We start from the raw sequence: 23825 nt of genomic DNA, 5'->3' as shown, positions 1-23825 counted from the left end.
TCACTATTTCCAGTGCCTGACAGACCGATATCGCTGGCAAGCCAGCTCCTACAGGTTGGTGTGGGCTAAACGTCAGAAATCGCGCTTGTAGAAGATATCCAACGAGCTGGCTACGCCGCTGGCCACTTCCAGGTACACCCGCTTGCTCAGCAGGTAACGCAAGGCGATGGTACTGGCCGGTTCGAATACCCCGACCCCGTAACGCAGGCTGAGTTTCTCGGTGATCTTGCCGCTGGCCACCACGGCGGTGTTATTGCCACTGCCCTGGGTGTCCAGTTCAAAGTCCTGGATCCCCAGGTTCTTGGCAATGTCCGAGGTCACCCCGGCACTGCCCATCAACCCCAGGCCCAGCGCCGCTTGCGCCAGCATGTTGTTATCTTCGCCAGTAGTGCTCAACGGGCGGCCCAGCACCAGGTAGGACAGCGCCTGCTCCTGGCTCATGGCCGGTTCCGAAAAGATTTGCGTGGTCGGTTGCTCGGCACTGCCGCTCAGGCGGATACCGGCGATTACGTCGTCTGTCTTGCGGATGGCTTCGATATCCAGGTACGGCTGGTCGAGCGGCCCGGCGAACAGCAGGCGCGCACGCCGTACATCCAGCCTCTGGCCGTAGGCGCGGTAACGGCCGTCGTTGAGCCAGAGTTCGCCACGGGTGTCCAGGTTGTCGCCGATGTGCACCCGGCCCTGGACCTTGGCGGTCAGGCCGAAGCCGGCAAAGTTGAGCTGGTCCTCGCCCACCACCACGTTGATATCCATGGCCATGGCCATCGGCGGCTTGCCCTCTTCGGTCTGGCTGCCAACGATCACTGTGTCATCCGAAACCTTGACCGTGGACGGCGGCAGTTCGCGCACGGTGATATCGCCGCGCGGGATGTGCATATTGCCGGCAATTGCCAACTTGTCGTCCTTGAGGGTGATCTTCAGGTCGGGCGCCACTTCCAGCTTGGCGTAGGGTTCGACGGTCACCGGCAACTGGGAACCTTGCAGGCTGAGGTCAACGACCAGCGCCCGCCCCCAGTCGATCTGCCCCTTGAGGCTGCCCTGCCCGGCCTTGCCACTGCGCCAGCCGCCGTTGAGCTGCACGCTTTCGCCGGCGATCAGGGCCTGCACGTTCAGGCCTTCAAGGCTGATGGGCAGTTCGGGACCGGAAATCTCGCCGGCGATCAGGTTGATGCTGCCGTTGACCTGCGGCGCCAACAACCCGCCGGAGATGCGCCCGCTGCCATTGAGCTTGCCATTGAGTTTTTCCACCATCGGCACAAACGGCCGCGCGACCGCCAGGTCCAGGCCGGTGAGGCTGAAGTTGCCGGAGATCGGCTTGTTTTTCGCCACCGGGTTGATCTGCGCCTGTAACAGCAACTCACCCAGCTTGCCACCGCGAAAATTCAGCTGGGTATCGATGCGCGTGGGGTTGAGCGTGGTTTCCAGCTTGAGGGTGTCGTAGGGGAAATCCAGCCATTGGTCCTTGTCCTTTACCCGCAGCGTGCCGCCACTGGCATCCACCGCGATCAGGCCTTTGGGGCCGCTGGCCGGTAGGTCAAGTTGGATATCGGCGTTGAGCTTGCCCTGCCAGGCAAAATCCTTGGGCAGCCATTGCGCCAGGCTGTCGATGGGGAACTGCTTGAGGTGGTAACGCAACTTGGGATCAGGCATCAGCCGCTGGTCTTCGCCACACAGGCTGGCGGGCCCGGAGACCCAGCAGTGGGCGGCGAACGTCAGCTTGCCGTCGGCCATGCGCTCGATTTTTGCCGGGGCCTGCAGTTTCCAGTCCTGGCCACCGGCCTGCACATCGCCACTGGCCAGGCGCCCGCGCCAGTTGCCCTTGTCAAGATTGCCGTCCAGGGCCAGGGCCAGCTTGACCAGGGGGCCCATCAGCTCCAGTTGGACTTTCTGGCTTTTGATATCGCCCTGGGCACTGGCGGTCAGGGTACCGAGCTGGGTGTCACCGGCCTGGATGCCGCTGCCCTTGAGGTCGATCTTCGCCCGCTGTGCGCTATCGAGCGTCGCGTCCAGGCTGAGGGCTTGCAGGCGGTTTTCTTCAAATACCAGTTGCTGGCCCTTGAGGTCGAGCTTGCCCTGGGGCGCGTTCAACGTACCGGCCACATCGAGCCGACCGTTGACCTGCCCACGCAACTGCGGCCACAGCTGGGCCAGGCGTGCGAGCTTGATGTCGATCTGCCCGGCCAGGCGCTGTTGCAGGCTGCCACTGCCATTGATGCGGTTGTCACCCAGGCGGATATCCAGGTTGGCCAGGGTCCATTGCTCCCCCGCGCCTTCGGCCTTGGCCGCCAGCACCGCAGGCTGGCCGCGCAGGCGGCCCTTGAGGTCGAGGTCGGCGTTGAGCTTGAGTTGTTCGTTCTTCAACTCACCTTTGCTGCGCAGCGGCCCAGCCAGGGTGCCCGGTAGTTCTGCGACCCAGTACGCCGGGTTCAGCGCCGACAGGTCCAGCGCCGTGTCCCAGGCGATGCCCTCGGCAAATTGCAGGTTCAGGTGGCCTTCGGCCTTGCCCTGGCCAGCGGTCAATTTCAGCTCGGGCAGGAACACTTGCTTGAGGTCGCCGCTGAACGGCGTGACCAGGCTGAACTTGCCGGCCGGGCCGTCGAGGTCGGCCTTGAGATTGCCCAGGTAGTTGCCGTCCTTGTAGGAGACTTCGCCGTTGAAGGTGCGCAACACCACTTGCGGCTCGTCAATCAGCGGATACAGGCGATGCCAGGGGAAGTCCAGCCAGTCGATTTTTGCGTCTGCGCTCAAACCCTGCTGCCAATCCAATTGGGCACTGAGCTTGAGGCTTTGCTTGTCCCCGGCGTTCAGGTCCAGGCCGGCGATCTGCGCGCCCTTGGCATCGACCCGGCCTTGCAGCAACAGGTCAACCGGGCCTTTTTCTGCGGGTAATACAGCCTTGCCCAGCAGCTGATAGCCCGTGCCCAGGTCGCCCTTGGCAGTCAGGTCCAGTTGGTTGAGTTGCAAGGTGTCCGGCAGGTCGGCGGCGGGTTTGAAACCATCGGCGGTGATGCGCAACTGCGCGGGCAGGTTCTCGACCAGGGGTTGCAGTTCGCCGCTGAGTTTGCCGGGCAGGTAGCCCGTGCTGTCGGCGTCGAGCTTGAGGGTCTTGAGCAAATCACCGGTGACGTTCAGCGCCACCGCCCACGACGCGCCGCCCGGGGCGTAGGGCAGGCTCAGGTTACCGCTCGCCGTCAGCGGCCAGTCACCGGTGGGTTGCAGCACGCCGTTGAGGTCCAGCACCAGGCCGTCGCGTTGCAGGTGCACCGCGTCGATCTGCATCCCCGCGGCCGTCCAGTGCGCGGCCAGTTGCAGGCCCTGGAGTTCTTCGCTGCCGTTGAACAGCAGACTGCCGACGCGCACGTCGCCCAGTTCGATGGCCACGGGCAGGTTCAAGTCCGGCAGGGTAATCGGGCCGCTGCTGTCTTCGGTGCTGGGTGGCAATTGCAGGCTGACCTGCTCCACATCCAGTTGCCGGATGCACAAGGTCATTCGCAACAGGCACGCCGGTGACCAATCGAACTTCGGCGCGTTGAGCTCCACGCGGCTGCTGTCTTGTTGCCACAGCACCTGGTCGGCGCTCCATTGCCCGCCCAGGCGGCCCTGGAAGTTATCCACGGTCAACCCCGGGACTTGGCCGAGGGCCCAGCGACTGCCGACTTGCGTACCCAGTACGCTCCAGACAGCCAGCGGCACCAGGGCTGCAACCGCCACCACACTCAGACCCGCTATTTTCAAACCACGCTTCACAGCTCAGGCCCCATGGAAAAGTGCAAACGAATGCCGCCCGGATCTTCCAGGGCATGGGCCAGGTCAAGGCGAATCGGGCCGACCGGCGACACCCAGCGCACGCCGACCCCGACCCCGGTTTTCAGGCTCGGCAATTCCAGGCTGTTAAAGGAGTTGCCCTGGTCGACAAAGGTCGCGATCCGCCATTTTTCGGCGATGGAATATTGATACTCGGCGCTCAAGGCCACCATGTAGCGGCCACCGATGCGGTCGCCCTTGTTGTTTTCCGGGGACAGGGTCTGGTACTCGTAGCCGCGCACGCTCTGGTCGCCACCTGCAAAAAAGCGCAGGGACGGCGGCACCGACTTGTAGCCATTGGTGGCGCTGCCGCCAAACTGCGCACGGCCGAGGAAGCGGTGCTTGTCCCACACGGTGGTCAAGCCCTTGATCATCGCCGTGCCGTACAGCAGGTTGGTGTCCGAACCCAGCCCTTCCTTGGCCACCTTGGTATCGAACTGCAGGCGATAGCCGTTATGGGGGTCGATGCGGTTGTCGCTGCGCAGGTAGGAATAGCTGATTCCGGGCATCAGCAGATTGCTCAAGCCGGAGTCGTCCCCCAGGCGATATTCTTCGCGCTGCCATTTGAGCGAGATCACCCGTGTCCAACCGCTGGGCAACTTGCTGTGCCATTCCGGGCCGAGGGTGAGCAACTTGCTGAGGGTGTCGGTGTTGGCCATTTCTTCGTTCTGGTAGCCGCCGGCAAAACGCAGCTTGTCAGTCAGCGGCGGATCGAGGGGAATGTCGTACCACAGGCCGACGTTCTGCCGAGGCGCCGACAACTCGGCCTCCCAGCCATAGCTGTGCCCTTGGGGGTTGACCCAGTGCCGCGTCCAATTGGCCTTGCCACGCGGGCCGACGTCGGTGGAAAAACCCAGGCCCAGGCCCATGGTTCGCGGTTTGCGGGTTTCCAGCTGGACCGCCACCGGGATCACATCATTGGCCGCCGCGGCCGGGGCGGCATCCACCCGCACACCCTCGAAATAGCCACTCGATTGCAGGGCCTGGTTCAGTTCGGCAATCAATTCGGAATCGTAGGGGGTGCCACTTTGGAACGGCACCATGCGCTGCAACAGTTCTTCATCAAACGGGGTATCGCCAGCAAAGTTGACCTTGCCGAGGGTGTAACGCGGGCCGCTGTCGTAGACCAGTTCGATATCGGCCACGCCCGCCTGGGGGTCGACGGACAGGGTCTGACGCGTGAAGCGGCCACTGAAATAGCCGAAGCGCGAGGCCTGGTTCTGGATCAGGCGCTTGGCGTCTTCGTAATGGCCATGGTTGAGCACGGCGCCGGACTTGAGGTCTTGGCTGTCAGGTACGCGAAAGGATTTGAGCTCGGCCGCCGGGCCGTCCACCCGAATCGTGACATTACGCAAATGCACGGGCTCGCCGGGGTCGATACTGAGGATCAGGCGCGGGTTCTTGCCGGGCTTCACCTCGCTGGCAATCTGCGGCTGATAATAGCCCAGTGCCTGGGCGGCCTTGCGCGCCTGCTCCTCGGCACCGCGGCTAAAGCGCAGCAAGGCCTCCTCGTCACGCTCGCCAACCCCGCCGATATAGCCTTCGATATTGGCCTTCAGCGCATCGTTTGAAGGTTTGACCCGCACGTCCAACTCGCTTTGCGCCAGGGCGCCGCAGCTTGTGAACAGCAGAATCAAGCCGCTGGTAAATCTATTTGAAAACTTCATAGGCGCGGATGCTACACGAGCTGGGGAGCACCTTAGAACCGGGAATTGTCTGAATAATTCTGTGTTAAGGCGTTGCAGGTTGTAACACCTGGGGATTCGGGTGAAAAAACACATGCTCCAGGATGGGTCCTACAGCCACCTCTCCGACTTCGTCATAGCCCTGGCGCTTGTAGAACTCCAGGTAAAGCGGATTGCCAGTGTCCAGCACCACCCCTTGTGAATGCGGGTCCTGCGCGCACCAGTTATGCACGGCTTCCAGCAGTTGCTCACCGTAGTGCTTACCCTGGAATTGCGGGTGGATCCCCAGCAGCGGCAACACATGCACCGACTCGGACGGCAGGCAAGCCAACACCGCCTGATGATATTCGAGGTAACGCCGGGTGCAGCGCACACCGGTGCTCAGCCACATGCGCAATTGCCAGGCCCAGCTTTCCGTGATGCCCAGGCGCCGTTGTGGCGGGGCAATCAGGGCGATGCCGATCAGCCGGTCATTGACCAGCAGGCCGATCGCCGGCAGTTCCTGGAGAAAATGCTGCTTGACCAGCTCGCGCACGGTGGCCCTGACCCGCTGCTCATAACCGGAGCGTTCGGCTTCGAACAGATAGGCGAAGGTCGGCTCATGGCGATAGGCGTGGTACAGCAGCGAACGCGCTTCGCGCGAATAGCCGCGGTCGAGCATATGAACCTGGGCAATGGCGGTCGAGGTATCAGGCATCCGGTGTATCTCCCCTGGGCGCAACTCAAACGGCCGCGCTCTTATTGTTACGAGCCCGGGGCAACTGAGTCGTTCCCTGCCATCGGCTCCTTGAGAGACATTAGCAGTGCATCTGTCCTACCGCCACGCTGGCCCCCGTCCGACTTGTCGGCTAGCATCGCCCTTTTGCCAGACTGGACTGCCGACCATGAAAATCGTCTCCTTCAATATCAACGGGCTGCGCGCCCGGCCTCATCAACTGGCGGCCCTGATCGACAAACATCAACCGGACGTGATCGGCCTGCAGGAAACCAAGGTCCACGACGACCAGTTCCCGCTGGCCGAAGTCCAGGCCCTGGGTTACCACGTGTACTACCACGGGCAGAAAGGCCACTACGGTGTCGCCCTGCTCTCGCGCCAGGAACCACTGGCCCTGCACAAGGGTTTTGCCAGCGACGAAGAAGATGCCCAGCGCCGCTTTATCTGGGGCACCTTTGCTGATGAACACGGCAACCCGATCACCATCATGAACGGCTATTTCCCACAGGGTGAAAGCCGCGACCACCCAACCAAGTTCCCGGCCAAGCAGCGCTTCTACGAAGACCTGCAACACCTGCTGCAAACCCAGTTCAGCAATGACCAGGCGCTGGTGGTGATGGGCGACGTGAACATCTCCCCCGAGGATTGCGACATCGGCATCGGTGCCGACAACGCCAAGCGCTGGCTGAAGACCGGCAAATGCAGCTTCCTGCCGGAAGAGCGCGAATGGATGGCGCGCCTGAAGAACTGGGGCCTGACGGACAGCTTCCGGCACCTGAACCCGGATGTGGCCGATCGCTTCAGTTGGTTCGATTACCGCAGCCGCGGTTTTGAAGATGAACCCAAGCGGGGCCTGCGCATCGACCTGATCATGGCCTCCAATGGCCTGCTGCCACGGGTCAAGGACGCGGGTGTGGACTACGAGCTGCGCGGCCTGGAAAAACCATCGGACCATGCGCCGATCTGGCTGGAACTGAGCTGATCTTTGCGCCGACACCATAAAATATGGGAGCTGGCTTGCCAGCTCCCATATTTGGATAGGCTGGGTATCAGTCATATTTTGGCAACCTTACTGACTTAATCTGCCCGCACTTCCTTTGGCTTGAGAAGGTGGCGGCATGATGCTGCGCGTTCTGTACCTGCTGGCCCTCTGCGGCGCTTTTCCTCTTGCGGCGCTTGCAACGCCCCTACCCTTTCCCGAACATGGCCCGGCCTTGCGCATCCAGGGTTCCAATACCATTGGCGCGGCGCTGGGCCCGGCGTTGGTCAAGGGCCTGATGGAGCAACAGGGCCTGAAGGCCGTGCACCGTGAACCGGCCAGCCGCCCCAACGAACAGCGCCTCGTCGGCACCAGCCCCCAGGGCAAGCGAGTGCTGGTGGAAATCGCCGCCCACGGCACCAGCACCGGCTTCGCCGCGCTGAAAAATGCCGAGGCCGACCTGGCCGCCGCGTCGCGCCCGATCAAGGACCGCGAGCTGGTCGAGCTTGAACCCCTGGGCGACCTGAAAAGCCCCGGCGCCGAACAGGTGATTGCCATCGATGGCCTGGCGATCATCCTGCATCCAAGCAACCCACTGCAGATGCTGACCACCGACCAACTGGCGAGGATTTTCAGCGGCGAAATCAGCACCTGGGAAGCCTTGGGCGCCAGCGGCGGGAAGATCCGACTGTATGCCCGCGATGATCAATCCGGCACCTTCGACACCTTCAAGGAACTGGTGCTCAGCCGTCGCGGCAAAACCCTCGACAGCACCGCCAAGCGCTTTGAGTCCAGCGAACAATTGTCCGATGCGGTCAGCCACGACCCGCAAGGCATCGGCTTTATCGGCCTGCCCTACGTGCGCCAGGCCAAGGCCGCAGCCATCATTGACGGTGACTCCCAAGCCATGTTGCCGCAGAGCAGCCTGATCGCCACCGAGGACTATCCGCTGTCGCGCCGCTTGTTTTTCTACCTGCCGCCCAATAACAGCAACCCCTGGGCCGAGGCCCTGGTGGACTTTGCCCAAAGCGCCCAGGGCCAGGCCATCGTGGCCGCCAATGGCTTTATCGCCCAACAGGTCCAGGCCATCACCGTGCAGCCTCGGGCACCGATGCCCGAGGCCTACCAGGCCATCGCCCGCGAGGCGCAGCGCCTGAGCGTGAACTTTCGCTTCGAAGAAGGCAGTGCCAGCCTGGACAACAAGGCACGCCAGGATCTGGCGCGGGTGGTGGCTTATATAGGCAGCCACGACAAACGGGACAAACGGGTCACGCTGGTGGGGTTTGGTGATGCCAAGGATGACCCGCAGCGCGCCGACCTGCTGTCCAAGTTGCGGGCGATGGCAGTGCGCAGGGAGTTGGTCAAGAGTGGCGTGGTGTTGCGCGATATTCGCGGCTTTGGCGCCGAGATGCCGGTAGCGGCCAACACCGTGGATGAGGGGCGGATCAAGAATCGCCGGGTGGAGGTCTGGGTGTATTGAAACCTGCAGACGGGTGTTGATTGGCCCACCGCAATCGCGGGCAAGCCCGCTCCCACAGAGGTCAGTGTGGGAGCGGGCTTGCCCGCGATGCAGGCGACGCGGTCCTACAGGCCGCTGCGCATCAGCTCTTTAGGCACATACTTGCCAATCTCGAACTTGCCAATGGCCGCGCGGTGCACTTCATCCGGGCCGTCGGCCAGGCGCAAGGTGCGCTGCATGGCGTACATATAGGCCAGCGGGAAGTCATTGGAGACCCCGGCACCGCCATGGATCTGGATCGCCCGGTCAATCACCTTCAAGGCCACATTCGGCGCCACCACCTTGATCTGGGCGATTTCACTTTTCGCCACTTTGTTGCCGACCGTATCCATCATGTAGGCCGCCTTCAACGTCAGCAGGCGCGCCATGTCGATTTCCATCCGCGAGTCGGCGATTTTGTCGATATTGCCACCCAGGCGTGCCAACGGCTTGCCAAAGGCGGTGCGGCTGACCGAGCGTTTGCACATCAATTCCAGGGCGCGCTCAGCCATGCCGATGGAGCGCATGCAGTGGTGGATACGGCCCGGGCCAAGGCGCCCCTGGGCAATTTCAAAGCCGCGACCTTCACCCAACAGGACGTTTTCGTACGGCACACGCACGTTGTCGAACAGGACTTCGGCATGCCCGTGGGGCGCGTCGTCGTAGCCGAACACCGGCAGCGGCCGGACGATTTTCACCCCCGGTGCATCCACCGGCACCAGGATCATCGAGTGCTGCTGGTGGCGCGGCGCATCCGGGTTGCTCAGGCCCATGAAGATCAGGATCTTGCAACGCGGGTCGCACGCGCCGGAGGTCCACCACTTCTTCCCGTTGATCACCCACTCGTCACCCTGGCGCTCGGCGCGGGCGGCCATGTTGGTGGCGTCGGAAGACGCCACATCCGGTTCGGTCATGGCGAATGCCGAGCGGATCTCGCCGCGCAGCAGCGGCTCCAGCCAACGTTGCTTCTGCTCTTCGTTGGCATAGCGCACCAGCACTTCCATGTTGCCGGTGTCGGGCGCCGAGCAGTTGAACGGCTCCGGCCCCAGCAGGGAGCGGCCCATGATTTCGGCGAGCGGCGCATATTCCAGGTTGGTCAGGCCGGCGCCCAGTTCGGACTCCGGCAGGAACAGGTTCCACAGGCCTTCGGCCTTGGCCTTGGCCTTGAGCTCTTCCATGATGGCGGTGGGCTGCCAGCGATCACCTTCGCTGACCTGGCGCTCGAACACCGGCTCGGCGGGGTACACGTAAGCATCCATAAACGCGGTAACGCGTTCACGCAGTTCCTGAACCTTGGGCGAATAGGCAAAATCCATGAGCAGCTCCCTTCTTGGAGAGGTTGTTTAGGTCATGCAATCGATGCTAGAACAGCGTTGATAATTTACCTAGCCTATTCTCGGCGTGTATTAACATTCATCACCGATATATGATCGGCGCATGAAAACCTAACAAGAAGAGCGCAACGAAATGAATCTGAGCAAGGTCGACCTCAATCTTTTCATCGTGTTTGACGCGATCTACACCGAAGCCAACCTGACCCGCGCCGGGCAGATCGTCGGCATCACCCAGCCGGCGGTTTCCAACGCCCTGGCACGCCTGCGCGAGACCTTCAACGACCCGTTGTTCGTGCGCACCGCCCAGGGCATGGTGCCGACTCCGATGGCCCAGAACATCATTGGCCCGGTGCGCAACGCCTTGTCGTTGCTGCGGGTGTCGGTGCAGGAAAGCCGGATCTTCAACCCGTTACAGGCGGCCAAGACCTACCGCATCAGCATGACCGACCTCACTGAAGCGGTGATCCTGCCGCCGCTGTTCCAGCGCCTGCGCCGCCTGGCGCCCACGGTGATCATCGAGAGCTTTTTGTCCAAACGTCGGGAAACCACCAAGGAACTGGCCGCCGGCCGCCTGGATTTTGCGGTGGACGCGCCGCTCAACACCGACCCGCAAGTGCGCCACGTCAAGCTGATGGAGGACCGCTACGTGTGTGCCATGCGCAAGGGCCACCCGATGGCGGGCAAGGAAAAATTCAGCCTCGATGACTACCTGGCGCTGACCCATATCCATATTTCCAGCCGGCGCAATGGCCTGGGCCACGTCGACCTGGCCCTGGGCAAGATGGGCATCCAGCGCAAGATCGCCCTGCGTTCGCAGCATTACCTGATGGCCTCCCAGGTGTTGCAGCAGACCGATATGGTGATGACCGTGCCCGAGCGCTTTGCACGGCGTAACGATCTGCACTCATTCAACCTGCCGGTCAATGATGTGCCGCCGGTGGAAACCCACCTGTACTGGCATGAAAGCACCGACCAGGACCCGGCCAACCGCTGGATGCGCGAGCAGATGATCGAGTTGTGCCAGCAGGTCACGGCGCGCGAGAAGAAGCTGGATAACGCGTAGGTGGTGATTTGCTTGACGTTTACGTCAAGCAGCCATTAGCGTAGCGCCAAGACCCTCCTTGAGCGCGACCATGAGCACGACCTACAGCATCTCCGACCTGGCCCGCGAGTTGGACATCACCACCCGGGCCATTCGTTTCTATGAAGAACAAGGCCTCTTGAGCCCTGAACGCCGAGGCCAGGAGCGTATCTATTCGCCCCGGGACAAAGTCAGCCTCAAGCTGATCCTGCGTGGCAAGCGCATCGGTTTTTCCCTGGCCGAATGCCGCGAACTGATCGAGCTCTACGACCCCAGCAGCGGCAATCAAAAGCAATTGCACAGCATGCTGGCGAAGATCAGCGAACGCCGCGAGCAGTTGGAACAACAGTTGCTGGACATCGAACAGATGAAGCTGGAACTGGACACCGCCGAAGAACGTTGCACCCAGGCCCTGGAACAGACGATCCAGAGCCAGGTCGGCCAACCCCAATAAAAAGGTAGATCCCATGTCTCTCCCCTCTCATGTGCGCCTGGTCGAAGTCGGCCCGCGCGACGGCCTGCAAAACGAAGCACAGCCGATCAGCGTGGCCGACAAGGTGCAACTGGTCGATGCCCTCAGTGCGGCAGGCCTGGGTTACATCGAAGTCGGCAGTTTTGTCTCGCCCAAGTGGGTCCCGCAAATGGCCGGCTCCGCCGAAGTGTTTGCACAGATCCAGCGCAAGCCCGGCGTGATCTACGGCGCGCTGGCGCCGAACCTGCGTGGGTTCGAGGACGCGCTGGCGGCCGGGGTCAAGGAAGTCGCGGTTTTTGCGGCGGCGTCCGAGGCGTTTTCCCAGCGCAATATCAACTGCTCCATCAGCGAGAGCCTGGAGCGCTTTGCGCCGATCATGGCCGCGGCGCAGCAGCATGGTGTGAGTGTGCGCGGCTATGTGTCCTGTGTGCTGGGTTGCCCTTACGAAGGCCGGGTTGCGCCGGAGCAAGTGGCCGCCGTGGCCCGTGAGCTGTATGCCATGGGCTGTTACGAGGTGTCGTTGGGCGACACCATCGGCACCGGCACCGCAGGGGCTACGCGGCGCATGTTCGAGGTGGTGGGCAAGGACGTGCCACGGGCAAAGCTCGCCGGGCATTTCCATGACACCTACGGCCAGGCCATCGCCAATGTCTATGCCAGCCTGCTGGAAGGTATACAGGTGTTCGACAGCTCTATCGCCGGCCTTGGCGGCTGCCCCTATGCCAAGGGCGCCAGCGGTAACGTGGCCACCGAGGACGTGCTGTACCTGCTCGATGGCCTGGGCATCGAGACCGGTATCGACATGGACCAGTTGATTGTGGCGGGCCAGCAGATCTGTACGGTCCTGGGCCGCCCTACCGGCTCACGCGTGGCCAGGGCCCGCAATGCCCATTGAGTAGCGCTTGTGTTACCTCGCGGCTACACATCGGGTAACACGGGAACATATCTTGTCGCATTTTCTGAAGTAAATTTCCCCCATAAAAATCAAGCCATTGATTTTAAAGGACTTTTAAAAGTTGGCACGGCTCCTGCTATCTCTATGGCATAACAAGAATAAAAAGCACCAAACCTAATAAAAATAAGACGTAACGACTCTGACATAACAAAAACAACACGGCAGAGACGCAGCTAACAGATTTTTTTGGAGAAGATGTGCTTCGCAGGGTACGGCGCAAGCCGCCACTCGCAACCGGGCAGAGAACAATAAAACTACCTCAAGGTAGCTACCCACTGGTTGGATCGCGTGCGAAGAAGCAGATCAGCGCTCAAAAAAATACGTTTGCTCTTGACCCCGGATGGGGGTCGCCAAAAACAGCGGTAAAGGGCCACGGTTGCCAAAAACAACAACAGACCGCCCCTCAATAATAAAAAAAGAGCACGTAACAACAAATTAAAGGGGAGCTTCGGCTCCCCTTTGTGCTGTCTGGATGAAAACAATACCGACTGACACGCCACCGTTAATGTGGGAGCCGGCTTGCCTGCGATAGCGGTGTGTCAGCTACTCAATTATTGACTGATAAACCGCAATCGCAGGCAAGCCAGCTCCCACCCTTTAGATCGGGGCGATCAGGGTTTCAGCGTTCGCAGTTGCTCGATCGTGATCTCACGCATGCGAAACTTCTGGATCTTCCCCGTCACCGTCATCGGAAACTCTTCGACAAACCGGAAATGCTTCGGCGTCTTGAAGTGTGCAATGCGCCCCTTGCACCAGGTCTGCAGTTCCAGCTCGTTGGCCACCTGCCCCGGGTGGAACTTGATCCAGGCCACGATCTCTTCACCGTAACGCTCGTCGGGAATGCCGATGATCTGCACATCCGCCACCGCCGGGTGGGTGAAGAAGAACTCCTCCAGCTCCCGTGGGTACACGTTTTCGCCACCGCGAATGATCATGTCTTTGTTACGCCCGGCGATGCACACGTAACCCTGCTCATCCATGGTCGCCAGGTCGCCGGTGTGCATCCAGCCGGCGTCGTCGATGGCTTCGCGGGTGCCCTCGGGGTTGTTCCAGTAGCCGAGCATCACGCTGTAGCCTCGGGTGCACAACTCGCCGATCTGCCCACGCGGCACGGTGTTGCCGGCTTCGTCGATGATCTTGCTTTCCAGCTGGGGCTGGGTGCGCCCTACCGTGGTCACGCGCCGCTCCAGGTCATCATCCGCACCGGTCTGCAACGACACCGGGCTGGTCTCGGTCATGCCGTAGGCAATCTGCACTTCGCTCATGTGCAGGTCGCTGATCACCCGGCGCATCACCTCGATCGGGCAGGTGGAACCGGCCATGATCCCGGTGCGCAGGGTCGACAGGTCGAACGTGCTGCGTTGCGGATGATCGAGCACCGCGATAAACATCGTCGGTACGCCGTACAGGCCGGTAGCGCGTTCTTCGGCCACGGCGGCCAGGGTCAGTAGCGGGTCGAAGCCATCATTGGGATAGATCATGGTGGTGCCATGGGTGATACAGCCCAGGTTACCCATGACCATGCCAAAGCAATGATAGAGCGGCACCGGGATCACCAGGCGATCCTGCGCGGTCAGGCCCAGGCTTTCGCCGACCATGTAGCCGTTGTTGAGAATGTTGTGGTGGCTGAGGGTGGCGCCCTTGGGGAAGCCCGTGGTACCGGAGGTGTACTGGATGTTGACGGCTTGATCGAAGTGCAGGCTGGCCTCGCGGTGGTGCAATTGTTCCGGGGGTGTACCCGTCCCCAGAGCCGACAATTGCGACCAGGGCAGGAACCCCGAGGGCGGTCGCGCCTCCAGGCTGATCACCCCGCGCAGTTGCGGCAACAGATCACAGTGCAACTGGCCGATGCCCTGCTCCGCCAGTTCCGGCACCAGCGCCTGCAGCATCCCGTGGTAGTCGGAGGACTTGAACGCGCCGGCACAGATCAACCACTGGCAACCCGACTGCTTGAGCACGTATTCCAGTTCACTGCTGCGGTAGGCCGGGTTGATGTTGACCAGGATCACCCCGAGCTTGGCGCTGGCCACCTGGCTGATGCACCACTCGGCGCAGTTCGGCGCCCAGATGCCCAGGCGATCCCCGGCCTGTAACCCCAGGGCCAGCAGCCCGCGTGCATGCAGGTCCACGGCTTGAGCCAGTTGCCGCCAGGTGTAGCGCAGTTGCTGATGGCGCACCACCAGGGCCTCGCCCTCCGGGTGCTGCGCCACGGTGCGGTCAAATGCCTGGCCGATGGTCATGGCCAACAGGGCCTTGTCCTGTGGGCCACGGCTGTAGCTCTGATTCGGTTGATCCATGACGACCCCTATTGTCTTTTTTGTAGGTGGACGGTGCGCCGGTCAGGCGCGAGCTTGACGTTAACGTAAGCTACGATTGACAGTCATGCAACGCAAGTTTACGTTAACGTAAAGGTGATCGCCCAATGGCGTCGCCAGCCCCACAACAATAATGTTTATAGGTGCCCTCCCATGAGTTACCCGACCCTGAACTTCGCCCTCGGTGAAACCATCGACATGCTGCGCGACCAGGTGCAGGCCTTCGTGGCCAAGGAGCTGGCGCCACGGGCAGCGCAGATTGATATCGACAACCTGTTCCCCGTGGATATGTGGCGCAAGTTCGGTGACATGGGCCTATTGGGCATCACCGTGCCGGAAGAATACGGCGGTGCCGGCCTGGGTTACCTGGCCCACGTGGTGGCCATGGAAGAAATCAGCCGTGGCTCGGCCTCGGTGGCGCTGTCCTACGGCGCGCACTCCAACCTGTGCGTCAACCAGATCAACCGCAACGGCAACCACGAGCAAAAACTCAAGTACTTGCCCAAGCTGATCAGCGGCGAGCACATTGGCGCCCTGGCCATGAGCGAGCCGAATGCCGGTTCCGATGTGGTGTCGATGAAGCTGCGCGCCGACAAGCGTGGCAGCGTGTACGTGCTCAACGGCAGCAAGACCTGGATCACCAACGGCCCCGATGCCCACACCTATGTGATCTACGCCAAGACCGACCTGGAAAAAGGCGCCCACGGCATTACCGCGTTTATCGTCGAGCGCGACGCCAAAGGGTTCAGCCGCAGCAACAAGTTCGACAAGCTGGGCATGCGCGGCTCCAACACCTGCGAGCTGTTTTTCGATGACGTCGAAGTGCCCGAAGAAAACATCCTCGGCGCGCTCAATGGCGGGGTCAAAGTGCTGATGAGCGGCCTGGACTACGAACGCGTGGTGCTCTCCGGTGGCCCTACCGGGATCATGCAGGCCTGCATGGACCTGATCGTGCCGTACATCCACGACCGCAAGCAGTTCGGCCAGAGCATCGGCGAATTCCAGTTGATCCAGGGCAAGGTCGCCGACATGTACACCCAGCTCAACGCCAGCCGCGCCTACCTCTATGCCGTGGCGCAGGCCTGCGAGCGTGGCGAAACCACGCGCAAGGACGCCGCCGGGGTGATCCTGTACAGCGCCGAACGCGCAACACAGATGGCCCTTGATGCAATCCAGATTCTCGGCGGCAATGGCTACATCAATGAATTCCCCGCAGGCCGCCTGCTGCGCGATGCCAAGCTGTATGAAATCGGCGCGGGCACCAGTGAGATCCGGCGCATGCTGATTGGTCGCGAACTGTTCAACGAAACCCGCTGAGGGAGTGCACCATGGCCACCCTGCACACCCAACTCAACCCGCGCTCGGCGGAATTCGCCAGCAACAGCGCGGCGATGCTCAAACAGGTCGATGCCTTGCACACCCTGCTCGCCCAGGTCCAGCAAGGCGGCGGCAGCAAGGCCCAGGAGCGTCATACCTCCCGTGGCAAGCTGCTGCCGCGCGAGCGCATCAACCGCCTGCTCGACCCGGGCTCGGCGTTCCTTGAGCTCAGCCAACTGGCGGCGTATCAGGTCTACGGTGAAGACGTACCGGCTGCTGGCGTGATCGCCGGGATCGGCCGCGTTGAAGGCGTGGAATGCATGATCGTCGCCAACGATGCCACGGTAAAAGGCGGCTCCTACTACCCGCTGACCGTAAAAAAACACCTGCGCGCACAGACCATCGCCGAACAGAACCGCCTGCCGTGCATCTACCTGGTGGATTCCGGCGGCGCCAACCTGCCGCGCCAGGATGAGGTGTTTCCCGACCGCGAGCACTTTGGGCGGATCTTCTTCAACCAGGCCAACATGAGCGCGCAAGGCATCCCGCAGATCGCCGTGGTCATGGGTTCCTGCACCGCTGGCGGCGCCTATGTGCCGGCGATGGCCGATGAAGCGATCATGGTGCGCCAGCAGGCGACTATCTTCCTCGCCGGCCCGCCACTGGTGAAGGCCGCCACCGGCGAAGTGGTCAGCGCCGAAGACCTTGGCGGGGCCGACGTGCACTGCAAGATCTCCGGGGTGGCCGACCACTACGCCGACAGCGACGAACACGCCCTGGCCCTGGCCCGGCGCAGCGTTGCCAACCTCAACTGGCGCAAGCAGGGGCAGTTGCAACAGCGCACGCCGGTCGCGCCGCTGTACGCCAGCGACGAGTTGTACGGGGTGATCCCGGCCGACGCCAAGCAACCTTTTGATGTGCGCGAAGTGATTGCGCGACTGGTGGACGGCTCGGTCTTCGATGAGTTCAAGGCGCTGTTCGGCACCACGCTGGTCTGCGGCTTTGCCCATTTGCATGGCTACCCCATCGCGATCCTCGCCAACAACGGGATCCTCTTCGCTGAAGCGGCGCAAAAAGGCGCGCACTTTATCGAACTGGCCTGCCAGCGCGGGATTCCCCTGTTGTTCTTGCAGAACATCACCGGCTTTATGGTCGGGCAGAAGTACGAAGCCGGTGGCATCGCCAAGCACGGCGCCAAGCTGGTCACGGCGGTGGCCTGCGCCAAGGTGCCGAAATTCACGGTGATCATCGGCGGCAGCTTTGGTGCCGGTAACTACGGGATGTGCGGGCGCGCCTACGACCCGCGCTTTTTGTGGATGTGGCCCAACGCCCGCATTGGCGTGATGGGCGCCGAACAGGCCGCCGGCGTGCTGGTGCAGGTCAAGCGCGAACAGGCCGAGCGCAGTGGCCAGGCGTTCAGCGCCGAGGACGAAGCGCAGATCAAGCAGCCGATCCTCGACCAGTACGAAACTCAAGGCCACCCCTACTACTCCAGCGCCCGCCTGTGGGATGACGGCGTCATCGACCCCTTGCAGACCCGTGACGTGCTGGCCCTGGCCTTGTCCGCCGCGCTGAATGCCCCCATCGAGCCGAGCCGCTTCGGCGTGTTCCGCATGTAATTGGAGCTGCACCCATGAGCGATTTCAACACCGTTGAACTGGTCAACGACCCCCGTGGCTTTGCCACGCTGTGGTTGAGCCGGGAACAGAAGAACAACGCGTTCAACGCCGAAATGATCCGTGAGCTGATCATTGCCCTGGACCAGGTGCAGGCCGATGCCTCCCTACGCTTTTTACTGGTACGCGGGCGCGGCAAGCATTTCAGCGCCGGCGCGGACCTGGCCTGGATGCAGCAGTCGGCCGAGCTGGACTACCACACCAACCTCGACGACGCCCGCGAGCTGGCGGAGTTGATGTACAACCTGGCCAAGCTGAAGATCCCGACACTGGCGGTGGTCCAGGGCGCGGCCTATGGCGGCGCGCTGGGCCTGATCAGTTGCTGCGACATGGCCATTGGCGCCGATGATGCGCAGTTCTGCCTGTCAGAAGTACGCATCGGCCTCGCACCGGCGGTCATCAGCCCGTTTGTGGTGCAGGCGATTGGCGAGCGTGCGGCACGCCGCTATGCCTTGACCGCAGAACGCTTCGACGGCCAACAGGCGCAAGCCATCGGGCTGTTGGCGCAAAGCTACCCGCTTGAGGCGCTGAATCAGCAAGTCGAACTATGGATCGCCAACCTGTTGCTCAACAGCCCGGCCGCCATGCGCGCCAGCAAGGATCTACTGCGCGAAGTGGGTAACGGCGCACTCACCCCAGCGTTGCGCCGTTACTGCGAAAATGCCATCTCACGCATCCGCGTCAGCGCCGAAGGCCAGGAAGGCCTGCGCGCGTTTTTGCACAAGCGTGCGCCCAGTTGGCAGTCCCAGGAGCCGCGCTCATGAGTGCACCGTTGATTACCTGCGTACTGGTGGCCAACCGTGGCGAAATCGCCTGCCGGGTCATGCGCACGGCCAAGGCGTTGGGCATGACCACCGTTGCCGTACACAGCGCCACGGACCGTGATGCGCGCCACAGCCGCGAAGCCGATATCCGGGTGGACCTGGGCGGCAGCAAGGCTGCCGACAGTTACCTGCAGATCGACAAACTGATCGCCGCGGCCAAGGCCTGCGGCGCCCAGGCGATTCATCCCGGCTATGGCTTTCTTTCTGAAAACCCGGGTTTTGCGCGGGCGATTGAAGAGGCTGGGCTGATTTTCCTCGGCCCACCTGCCTCGGCCATTGATGCCATGGGCAGCAAGTCGGCGGCCAAGGCATTGATGGAAACCGCCGGCGTGCCGCTGGTGCCGGGTTACCACGGGGCCGGCCAGGACCTGGAAACCTTCCGCCAGGCCGCCGCGCGCATTGGCTACCCGGTGCTGCTCAAGGCCACGGCCGGCGGCGGCGGCAAGGGCATGAAAGTGGTCGAGGACGAAAGCCAACTGGCCGAAGCCCTGGCCTCGGCCCAGCGCGAGGCGCTGTCGTCGTTTGGCAACGCGCAGATGCTGGTGGAGAAATACCTGATCAAGCCGCGCCACGTAGAGATCCAGGTATTCGCCGACCAGCACGGCCATTGCCTGTACCTCAATGAACGCGACTGCTCGATCCAGCGTCGCCATCAAAAGGTTGTCGAAGAAGCACCGGCCCCCGGCCTCAGCCCTGCCCTGCGCCAGGCCATGGGCGAGGCAGCGGTGCGTGCCGCCCAGGCGATTGGCTATGTGGGCGCCGGCACCGTGGAGTTTCTGCTGGATGCGCGCGGTGAATTCTTCTTCATGGAGATGAACACCCGCTTGCAGGTGGAACACCCCGTGACCGAGGCCATCACCGGCCTGGACCTGGTGGCCTGGCAGATTCGCGTGGCGCAAGGCGAGCCGCTGCCAATCACCCAGGAGCAGGTGCCGTTGCGCGGCCATGCCATTGAAGTGCGGCTGTATGCCGAAGACCCGGCCAATGACTTTTTGCCGGCCACCGGGCATCTGGCGCTGTACCGTGAATCGGCGCCAGGCCCGGGACGCCGGGTGGACAGTGGCGTCGAGCAGGGCGACGACGTCTCGCCCTTTTACGACCCAATGCTTGGAAAACTGATTGCCTGGGGCGAGGACCGCGAACAGGCGCGCCTGCGCCTGTTGAGCATGCTCGACGAGTTTGCGGTCGGCGGCTTGAAGACCAACCTGGGCTTTTTGCGGCGCATCATCGGCCACCCGGCATTTGCTGCGGCGCAGTTGGATACCGGCTTCATCCCGCGCTATCAGGAGCAATTGCTGCCGGGCGCCAGCGCCTTGAGCGATGAGTTCTGGCACGCGGCTGGGCACGCGTTTATGCAAAGCCAACTGCCTCGGCTGCGGGACGACGACCCCGCCTCGCCGTGGGCTGCGACGCAGGGCTTTCGTGCGGGCCTGCCCGCCGAGACTTCACTGCACCTGAGCTGCGACGGCCAGGACCGCTTGGTAACGCTGCAAACGCACGCTGTGCCGCAACTGCGCGACGAACACTTGGTGATCGCGGATGCCGGAATCCGCCGCTCGCACCTGGCCGTGCGCCATGGGCAGACGCTGTTCCTGCGCTGGCAGGGTGAGATGCGCGGCGTGACGCTGTTTGATCCGATCGCCGCCGTCGATGCCGGACAGGCCCATCAGGGCGGCCTCACTGCGCCGATGAACGGCAGCATCGTGCGGGTGCTGGTGGAAGTCGGGCAGACGGTCGAGGCTGGCACACAACTGGTGGTGCTCGAAGCCATGAAGATGGAGCACAGCATCCGCGCGCCCCATGGGGGGGTGGTCAAGGCGCTGTATTGCCAGGAAGGCGAAATGGTCGGCGAAGGCAGCGCCTTGGTGGAGCTGGAGGCCCTGGCCTAGAACTTCACCGTGGCCTGTACCACGACGCCGATGATCTGACAGTCATCGGTGAGCAGGGCCTTGGGGTAGGTCGGGTTGAGCGGCATCAGGTAACGCTGGCCGCTTTCCTCGATCAACTTGCGAAAGGTCGCCTGGCTGCTGCCGGCCCATTGGGCTACCACCAATTTGCCGGGCTCGGCGGCGAGAGCCGGGTCCACCAGGATCATCATCCCTTCGGCGATGCTCGGCCCGCTCGGTGCCGTCATCGCATCACCGCTCACCTGCAGCCAGAACGCCTCGCCATCGGCGTCGTAGTCGCTCGCCTCAAAACGCGCAGGGCCGTAGGCCGGCCGCGATTCATGGACCCGGCCGGGCTGCTTCCAGTCCCTCACGGGGTAGCGAAAATACGGGTTGTATTGAACGGCCGGCGCGGCTTCGTCGGCCGGGGCCTCGCCCTTCTCGCGGATTACCAGTGCCGCTTCCAGGTAACCCAGGCCCAGTTCCTCGAGCACCCGGTTCATGTCGTCGAGGCTCGGTACCCGGCGCTTGCCCAGCCAATGGGCAACACCGCCCTGGGACATGCCCAGGCGCGTGGCCAGTTGGTTTTGCGTGACCTGGCGGGCCTTCATGTTGGCTTTGACCAACGCTATCCATTTATCCATGGGGCATGACAATACCGGGTGTATTCGCGGCGACAATAAACAGTTTGTAGTAATCAATCAAATGACATAAATACAGATCGTATTATTATCAGCTCCACCTGTTCACCTTCCCACCCAGAGCACCGACCACATGACCACAACCCCGGATCACCTGCCTGGTACACCTGATGACGATGAAATTAAGTGCTTGCAGGGCAGCGACGCAGCCCGGCGCGCCTTGGACTACTACTTCAAAGAAGACGCCGAGCCCACATCGGACGATGTGGCCTGGTTCGAGGCCAGCCCCACTGTCAGCCATGAAGAAGCCCTGGTCCACGCTTCGGACCTGCTACGCAGCGCCGCCGCCATCGCGTATGAGCTGGCGAACAACAAGCTGGGGGGCACCCGGGACCTGGCGTTTTCGGTGGTGTATCTGATTGATATGGCCAAGGCCATGCTGGAGCGTCCACTGCAACTGGTCGGCGGGAAAACCCCTTGACCCGGTAGGCGTGCAGGAACAGAAGGAAAAATATTTCTATCTGGCAGATAAAAACATTTGACTTGCAAATGATAATGATTATTATTGCATGCAGCTGGTCGCGAGATCAGTCGATAGACCAAGGGACCTTAGGTCGGACTCTTGGAATATCTCCTCATCAGGCTAATCACGGTTTTTGACCCGGCTCTTTGGCCGGGTCTTTTTTTTGCCAGTTATTCTGGCGTGGCTTCAGGCTAATGAAGACTGTGTGTTGCTTGATGGCGCGCATGGTAGCAAAAGACCATCGCCGAAAGAAAGCCGATAAAGCGCTCTAGCCCGGATCTTTCCAAATTAGCACTTGAGAATCAATCTCATAGACTCTAAGCTGCCGCAGCGTCAAGGATGACGCCCCCTTCTTTTTCGCATTAATTTGCGTCCAGATTTTACCCCGCGCCTGTGTAAACTGCCCGCCACACCATTTAAATTCAGGCAAGCAGACTATGACCGTGGCCTTGACCTCCATCAAAATTAGCAGCGACTTCGACAGCGGCAATATCCAGGTGCTCGACACCAGCGATGCCCATCAGTTGCTGCTGGCAATCAAGCCGGATACCCGCAGCCAGCACTTCCAATGGTTCCACTTCAAGGCCGAAGGGATGCACATTGGTCATACCCATACCTTCCGCCTGAGCAACGCTGGCCAGTCTTCCTACAAACATGCCTGGAGCGGCTACAACGCCGTGGCGTCCTATGACCATATCAACTGGTTCCGGGTGCCGACGCGCTTTGATGGCGAAACCTTGCACATCGAATTGCAAACCGAGCAAAAACACGCCTGGCTCGCCTACTTCGAGCCCTACAGCCGCGCGCGCCACGCCTGGTTGATCGACCAGGCGCTGAACCGCGCCGGTACGCAACTGCTGGCCACCGGCAAGAGTGTCGAGGGCCGTGATATCCCCCTGCTCCGCCGTGGCAAGGGGGACGCGGGGCAGCGCAAAGTGTGGATCATTGCCCAGCAGCACCCCGGCGAGCACATGGCCGAGTGGTTTATGGAAGGCATCATCGAACGCCTGCAACAGGACGGTGATGATGAGCTGAAAAAACTCCTGGCCACCGCCGACCTGTACCTGGTACCGAACATGAACCCGGATGGCGCGTTCCATGGCCATCTGCGCACCAACGCCATGGGCCAGGACCTCAACCGCGCCTGGCAGAGCGCAAGCCAGGAACTGAGCCCGGAAGTGCTGTTCGTCCAGCAGCAGATGGAGAAGTACGGCGTAGACCTGTTCCTGGATATCCATGGCGACGAGGAAATCCCCTACGTGTTCGCCGCAGCGTGCGAAGGCAACCCCGGCTACACCCCGCGTATCGAAGGCCTGGAAAAACACTTTCGCAGCCACTTGAGCGAGCTGACCCGCGACTTCCAGACCACCCATGGCTACACCCGCGACCTGCCTGGCCAGGCCAATATGACCCTGGCTTGCAACAGCGTGGGCGAGAAATTCGACTGCCTGTCCCTGACCCTCGAAATGCCCTTCAAGGACAACGACGATGCGCCCGATCCGCGTACCGGCTGGTCTGGCAAACGCTCCCGGCAACTGGGCAAGGACGTGTTGAGCACCGTGGCGGACATGGTCAACGTACTGCGCTGACCCTGCCCCAATAAGTTAACCCTAAGCCTCGGACTGCGCCGCCACCCGCAGGCAGTCCTGCGGTCCGAGCACCCGGCCATCCGCCGCATGCACCTGCAAAGCCTGCAGCGGCTGACCGTGCTCACGGTCCAACAGCACCGAATGGGCCTCGCCTTCGGCGTAGAAAAACCCCTCGCCCCATTGCCGCAACCCAATGATCACCGCAAACAGCCCCCTGCCCTTTTCCGTCAACACGTACTCCTGATAAGCGCTGCCATCCGAGGCCGGGACAATCTCAAAAATTCCGTGGCCGACCAGGCTGCGCAAGCGCGTGGCCAGTATGTTCTTGGCCATGCCCAGGCTGCGCTGGAACTCGCCAAAGCGGCGGATGCCATCGAATGCATCGCGAATGATCAGCAGCGCCCAACCATCGCCAATCGCCTCCAGTGAGCGCGCCACCGGGCATTCGGCAGTTTCAAAGCGGGTGAGTTTGACCATGGGTAACGCCTGCCTGACAAAAAATGTAGTTGCAATATAAAACCGCAATACCTA

18 protein-coding genes are annotated in these 23825 nt (G+C 62.0%); 11 read left to right on the top strand and 7 right to left on the bottom strand.

All coding sequences use genetic code 11. The annotated features are described in order from the left end of the window. Positions 1-72 precede the first annotated feature (72 nt). From HBO19_RS17570 to HBO19_RS17560, 3 genes are all read right to left on the bottom strand, one after another. A complete protein-coding gene (locus HBO19_RS17570; RefSeq protein ID WP_170057958.1) occupies positions 73-3747 on the bottom strand; it encodes a translocation/assembly module TamB domain-containing protein in 3675 nt (1224 codons plus the stop codon). Then, positions 3744-5471 (bottom strand): autotransporter assembly complex family protein, encoded by a 1728-nt coding sequence (locus HBO19_RS17565; RefSeq protein ID WP_169954364.1) that lies wholly within the window; start codon positions 5469-5471, stop codon positions 3744-3746. The genes HBO19_RS17570 and HBO19_RS17565 overlap by 4 nt, the downstream gene beginning before the upstream one ends. A 64-nt stretch (positions 5472-5535) precedes the next feature. After that, positions 5536-6186: a GNAT family N-acetyltransferase gene (locus HBO19_RS17560; RefSeq protein ID WP_169954365.1), complete on the bottom strand. Its 651-nt coding sequence runs from the start codon at positions 6184-6186 to the stop codon at positions 5536-5538. A 187-nt stretch (positions 6187-6373) separates the two neighbouring features. On the opposite strand from HBO19_RS17560, the gene xthA reads away from it, so the two are divergent. Both xthA and HBO19_RS17550 read left to right on the top strand, forming a co-directional pair. Continuing rightward, positions 6374-7186 (top strand): exodeoxyribonuclease III, encoded by an 813-nt coding sequence (gene xthA, locus HBO19_RS17555; RefSeq protein WP_170057957.1) that lies wholly within the window; start codon positions 6374-6376, stop codon positions 7184-7186. A gap of 136 nt (positions 7187-7322) precedes the next feature. Then, the gene (locus HBO19_RS17550) at positions 7323-8663 is read left to right on the top strand and encodes a phosphate ABC transporter substrate-binding/OmpA family protein (protein ID WP_170057956.1); all 1341 of its coding nucleotides are present in this window, start codon (positions 7323-7325) and stop codon (positions 8661-8663) included. Positions 8664-8767: 104 nt separating this feature from the next. On the opposite strand, the gene HBO19_RS17545 is transcribed toward HBO19_RS17550, so the two are convergent. Next, positions 8768-9997: an acyl-CoA dehydrogenase gene (locus HBO19_RS17545; protein WP_170057955.1), complete on the bottom strand. Its 1230-nt coding sequence runs from the start codon at positions 9995-9997 to the stop codon at positions 8768-8770. A 151-nt stretch (positions 9998-10148) separates the two neighbouring features. On the opposite strand from HBO19_RS17545, the gene HBO19_RS17540 reads away from it, so the two are divergent. The 3 genes from HBO19_RS17540 (at position 10149) to HBO19_RS17530 (ending at position 12463) form a co-directional block, all read left to right on the top strand. Continuing rightward, positions 10149-11078 carry a LysR family transcriptional regulator gene (locus HBO19_RS17540; RefSeq protein WP_169954368.1) on the top strand — a complete coding sequence of 310 codons (930 nt, stop codon included), beginning with the start codon at positions 10149-10151 and terminating at the stop codon, positions 11076-11078. A 70-nt stretch (positions 11079-11148) separates the two neighbouring features. Beyond that, positions 11149-11550, top strand: a complete 402-nt coding sequence (locus tag HBO19_RS17535) for a MerR family DNA-binding transcriptional regulator (protein WP_154220670.1) — start codon at positions 11149-11151, stop codon at positions 11548-11550. A gap of 13 nt (positions 11551-11563) precedes the next feature. After that, positions 11564-12463 carry a hydroxymethylglutaryl-CoA lyase gene (locus HBO19_RS17530; protein ID WP_169954369.1) on the top strand — a complete coding sequence of 300 codons (900 nt, stop codon included), beginning with the start codon at positions 11564-11566 and terminating at the stop codon, positions 12461-12463. A gap of 671 nt (positions 12464-13134) precedes the next feature. On the opposite strand, the gene HBO19_RS17525 is transcribed toward HBO19_RS17530, so the two are convergent. Then, positions 13135-14820 (bottom strand): AMP-binding protein, encoded by a 1686-nt coding sequence (locus HBO19_RS17525; RefSeq protein ID WP_170057954.1) that lies wholly within the window; start codon positions 14818-14820, stop codon positions 13135-13137. 171 nt (positions 14821-14991) lie between these two features. Here HBO19_RS17525 and HBO19_RS17520 point away from each other — a divergent pair, with 171 nt between their 5' ends. Genes HBO19_RS17520 through HBO19_RS17505 form a run of 4 tightly spaced genes read left to right on the top strand, consistent with a single transcriptional unit; the run spans position 14992 to position 20544 of the window. Continuing rightward, on the top strand, positions 14992-16155 hold the full coding sequence (locus HBO19_RS17520; RefSeq protein WP_038441790.1) for an isovaleryl-CoA dehydrogenase: 1164 nt from the start codon (positions 14992-14994) through the stop codon (positions 16153-16155). Positions 16156-16166: 11 nt separating this feature from the next. After that, positions 16167-17774, top strand: coding sequence for a carboxyl transferase domain-containing protein (locus tag HBO19_RS17515; protein ID WP_170057953.1), 1608 nt, complete (start codon positions 16167-16169; stop codon positions 17772-17774). Between the two features lie 14 nt (positions 17775-17788). Further along, positions 17789-18595 carry a gamma-carboxygeranoyl-CoA hydratase gene (locus HBO19_RS17510; RefSeq protein WP_170057952.1) on the top strand — a complete coding sequence of 269 codons (807 nt, stop codon included), beginning with the start codon at positions 17789-17791 and terminating at the stop codon, positions 18593-18595. Further along, complete coding sequence (locus HBO19_RS17505) at positions 18592-20544, top strand: acetyl/propionyl/methylcrotonyl-CoA carboxylase subunit alpha (protein ID WP_170057951.1); 1953 nt, start codon at positions 18592-18594, stop codon at positions 20542-20544. Before HBO19_RS17510 ends, HBO19_RS17505 begins: the two co-directional genes overlap by 4 nt. On the opposite strand, the gene HBO19_RS17500 is transcribed toward HBO19_RS17505, so the two are convergent. Continuing rightward, positions 20541-21185, bottom strand: a complete 645-nt coding sequence (locus HBO19_RS17500; RefSeq protein WP_169954375.1) for an XRE family transcriptional regulator — start codon at positions 21183-21185, stop codon at positions 20541-20543. The genes HBO19_RS17505 and HBO19_RS17500 overlap by 4 nt on opposite strands. A 130-nt stretch (positions 21186-21315) precedes the next feature. On the opposite strand from HBO19_RS17500, the gene HBO19_RS17495 reads away from it, so the two are divergent. Further along, a complete protein-coding gene (locus HBO19_RS17495; RefSeq protein ID WP_169954376.1) occupies positions 21316-21663 on the top strand; it encodes a DUF3077 domain-containing protein in 348 nt (115 codons plus the stop codon). 479 nt (positions 21664-22142) lie between these two features. Next, entirely contained in the window at positions 22143-23294 is a 1152-nt protein-coding gene (locus HBO19_RS17490) for a carboxypeptidase family protein (RefSeq protein WP_170057950.1), read from the top strand. A gap of 21 nt (positions 23295-23315) precedes the next feature. On the opposite strand, the gene HBO19_RS17485 is transcribed toward HBO19_RS17490, so the two are convergent. Beyond that, a complete protein-coding gene (locus HBO19_RS17485) occupies positions 23316-23771 on the bottom strand; it encodes a helix-turn-helix domain-containing protein (protein WP_169954378.1) in 456 nt (151 codons plus the stop codon). Between the last annotated feature and the right edge of the window lie 54 nt (positions 23772-23825).

The organism is Pseudomonas sp. WS 5021 (assembly GCF_012985535.1).
Lineage (GTDB): Bacteria > Pseudomonadota > Gammaproteobacteria > Pseudomonadales > Pseudomonadaceae > Aquipseudomonas.
The sequence above is the reverse complement of the archived record's forward strand: the minus strand, read 5'-3'. Positions and strand labels throughout refer to the sequence as shown.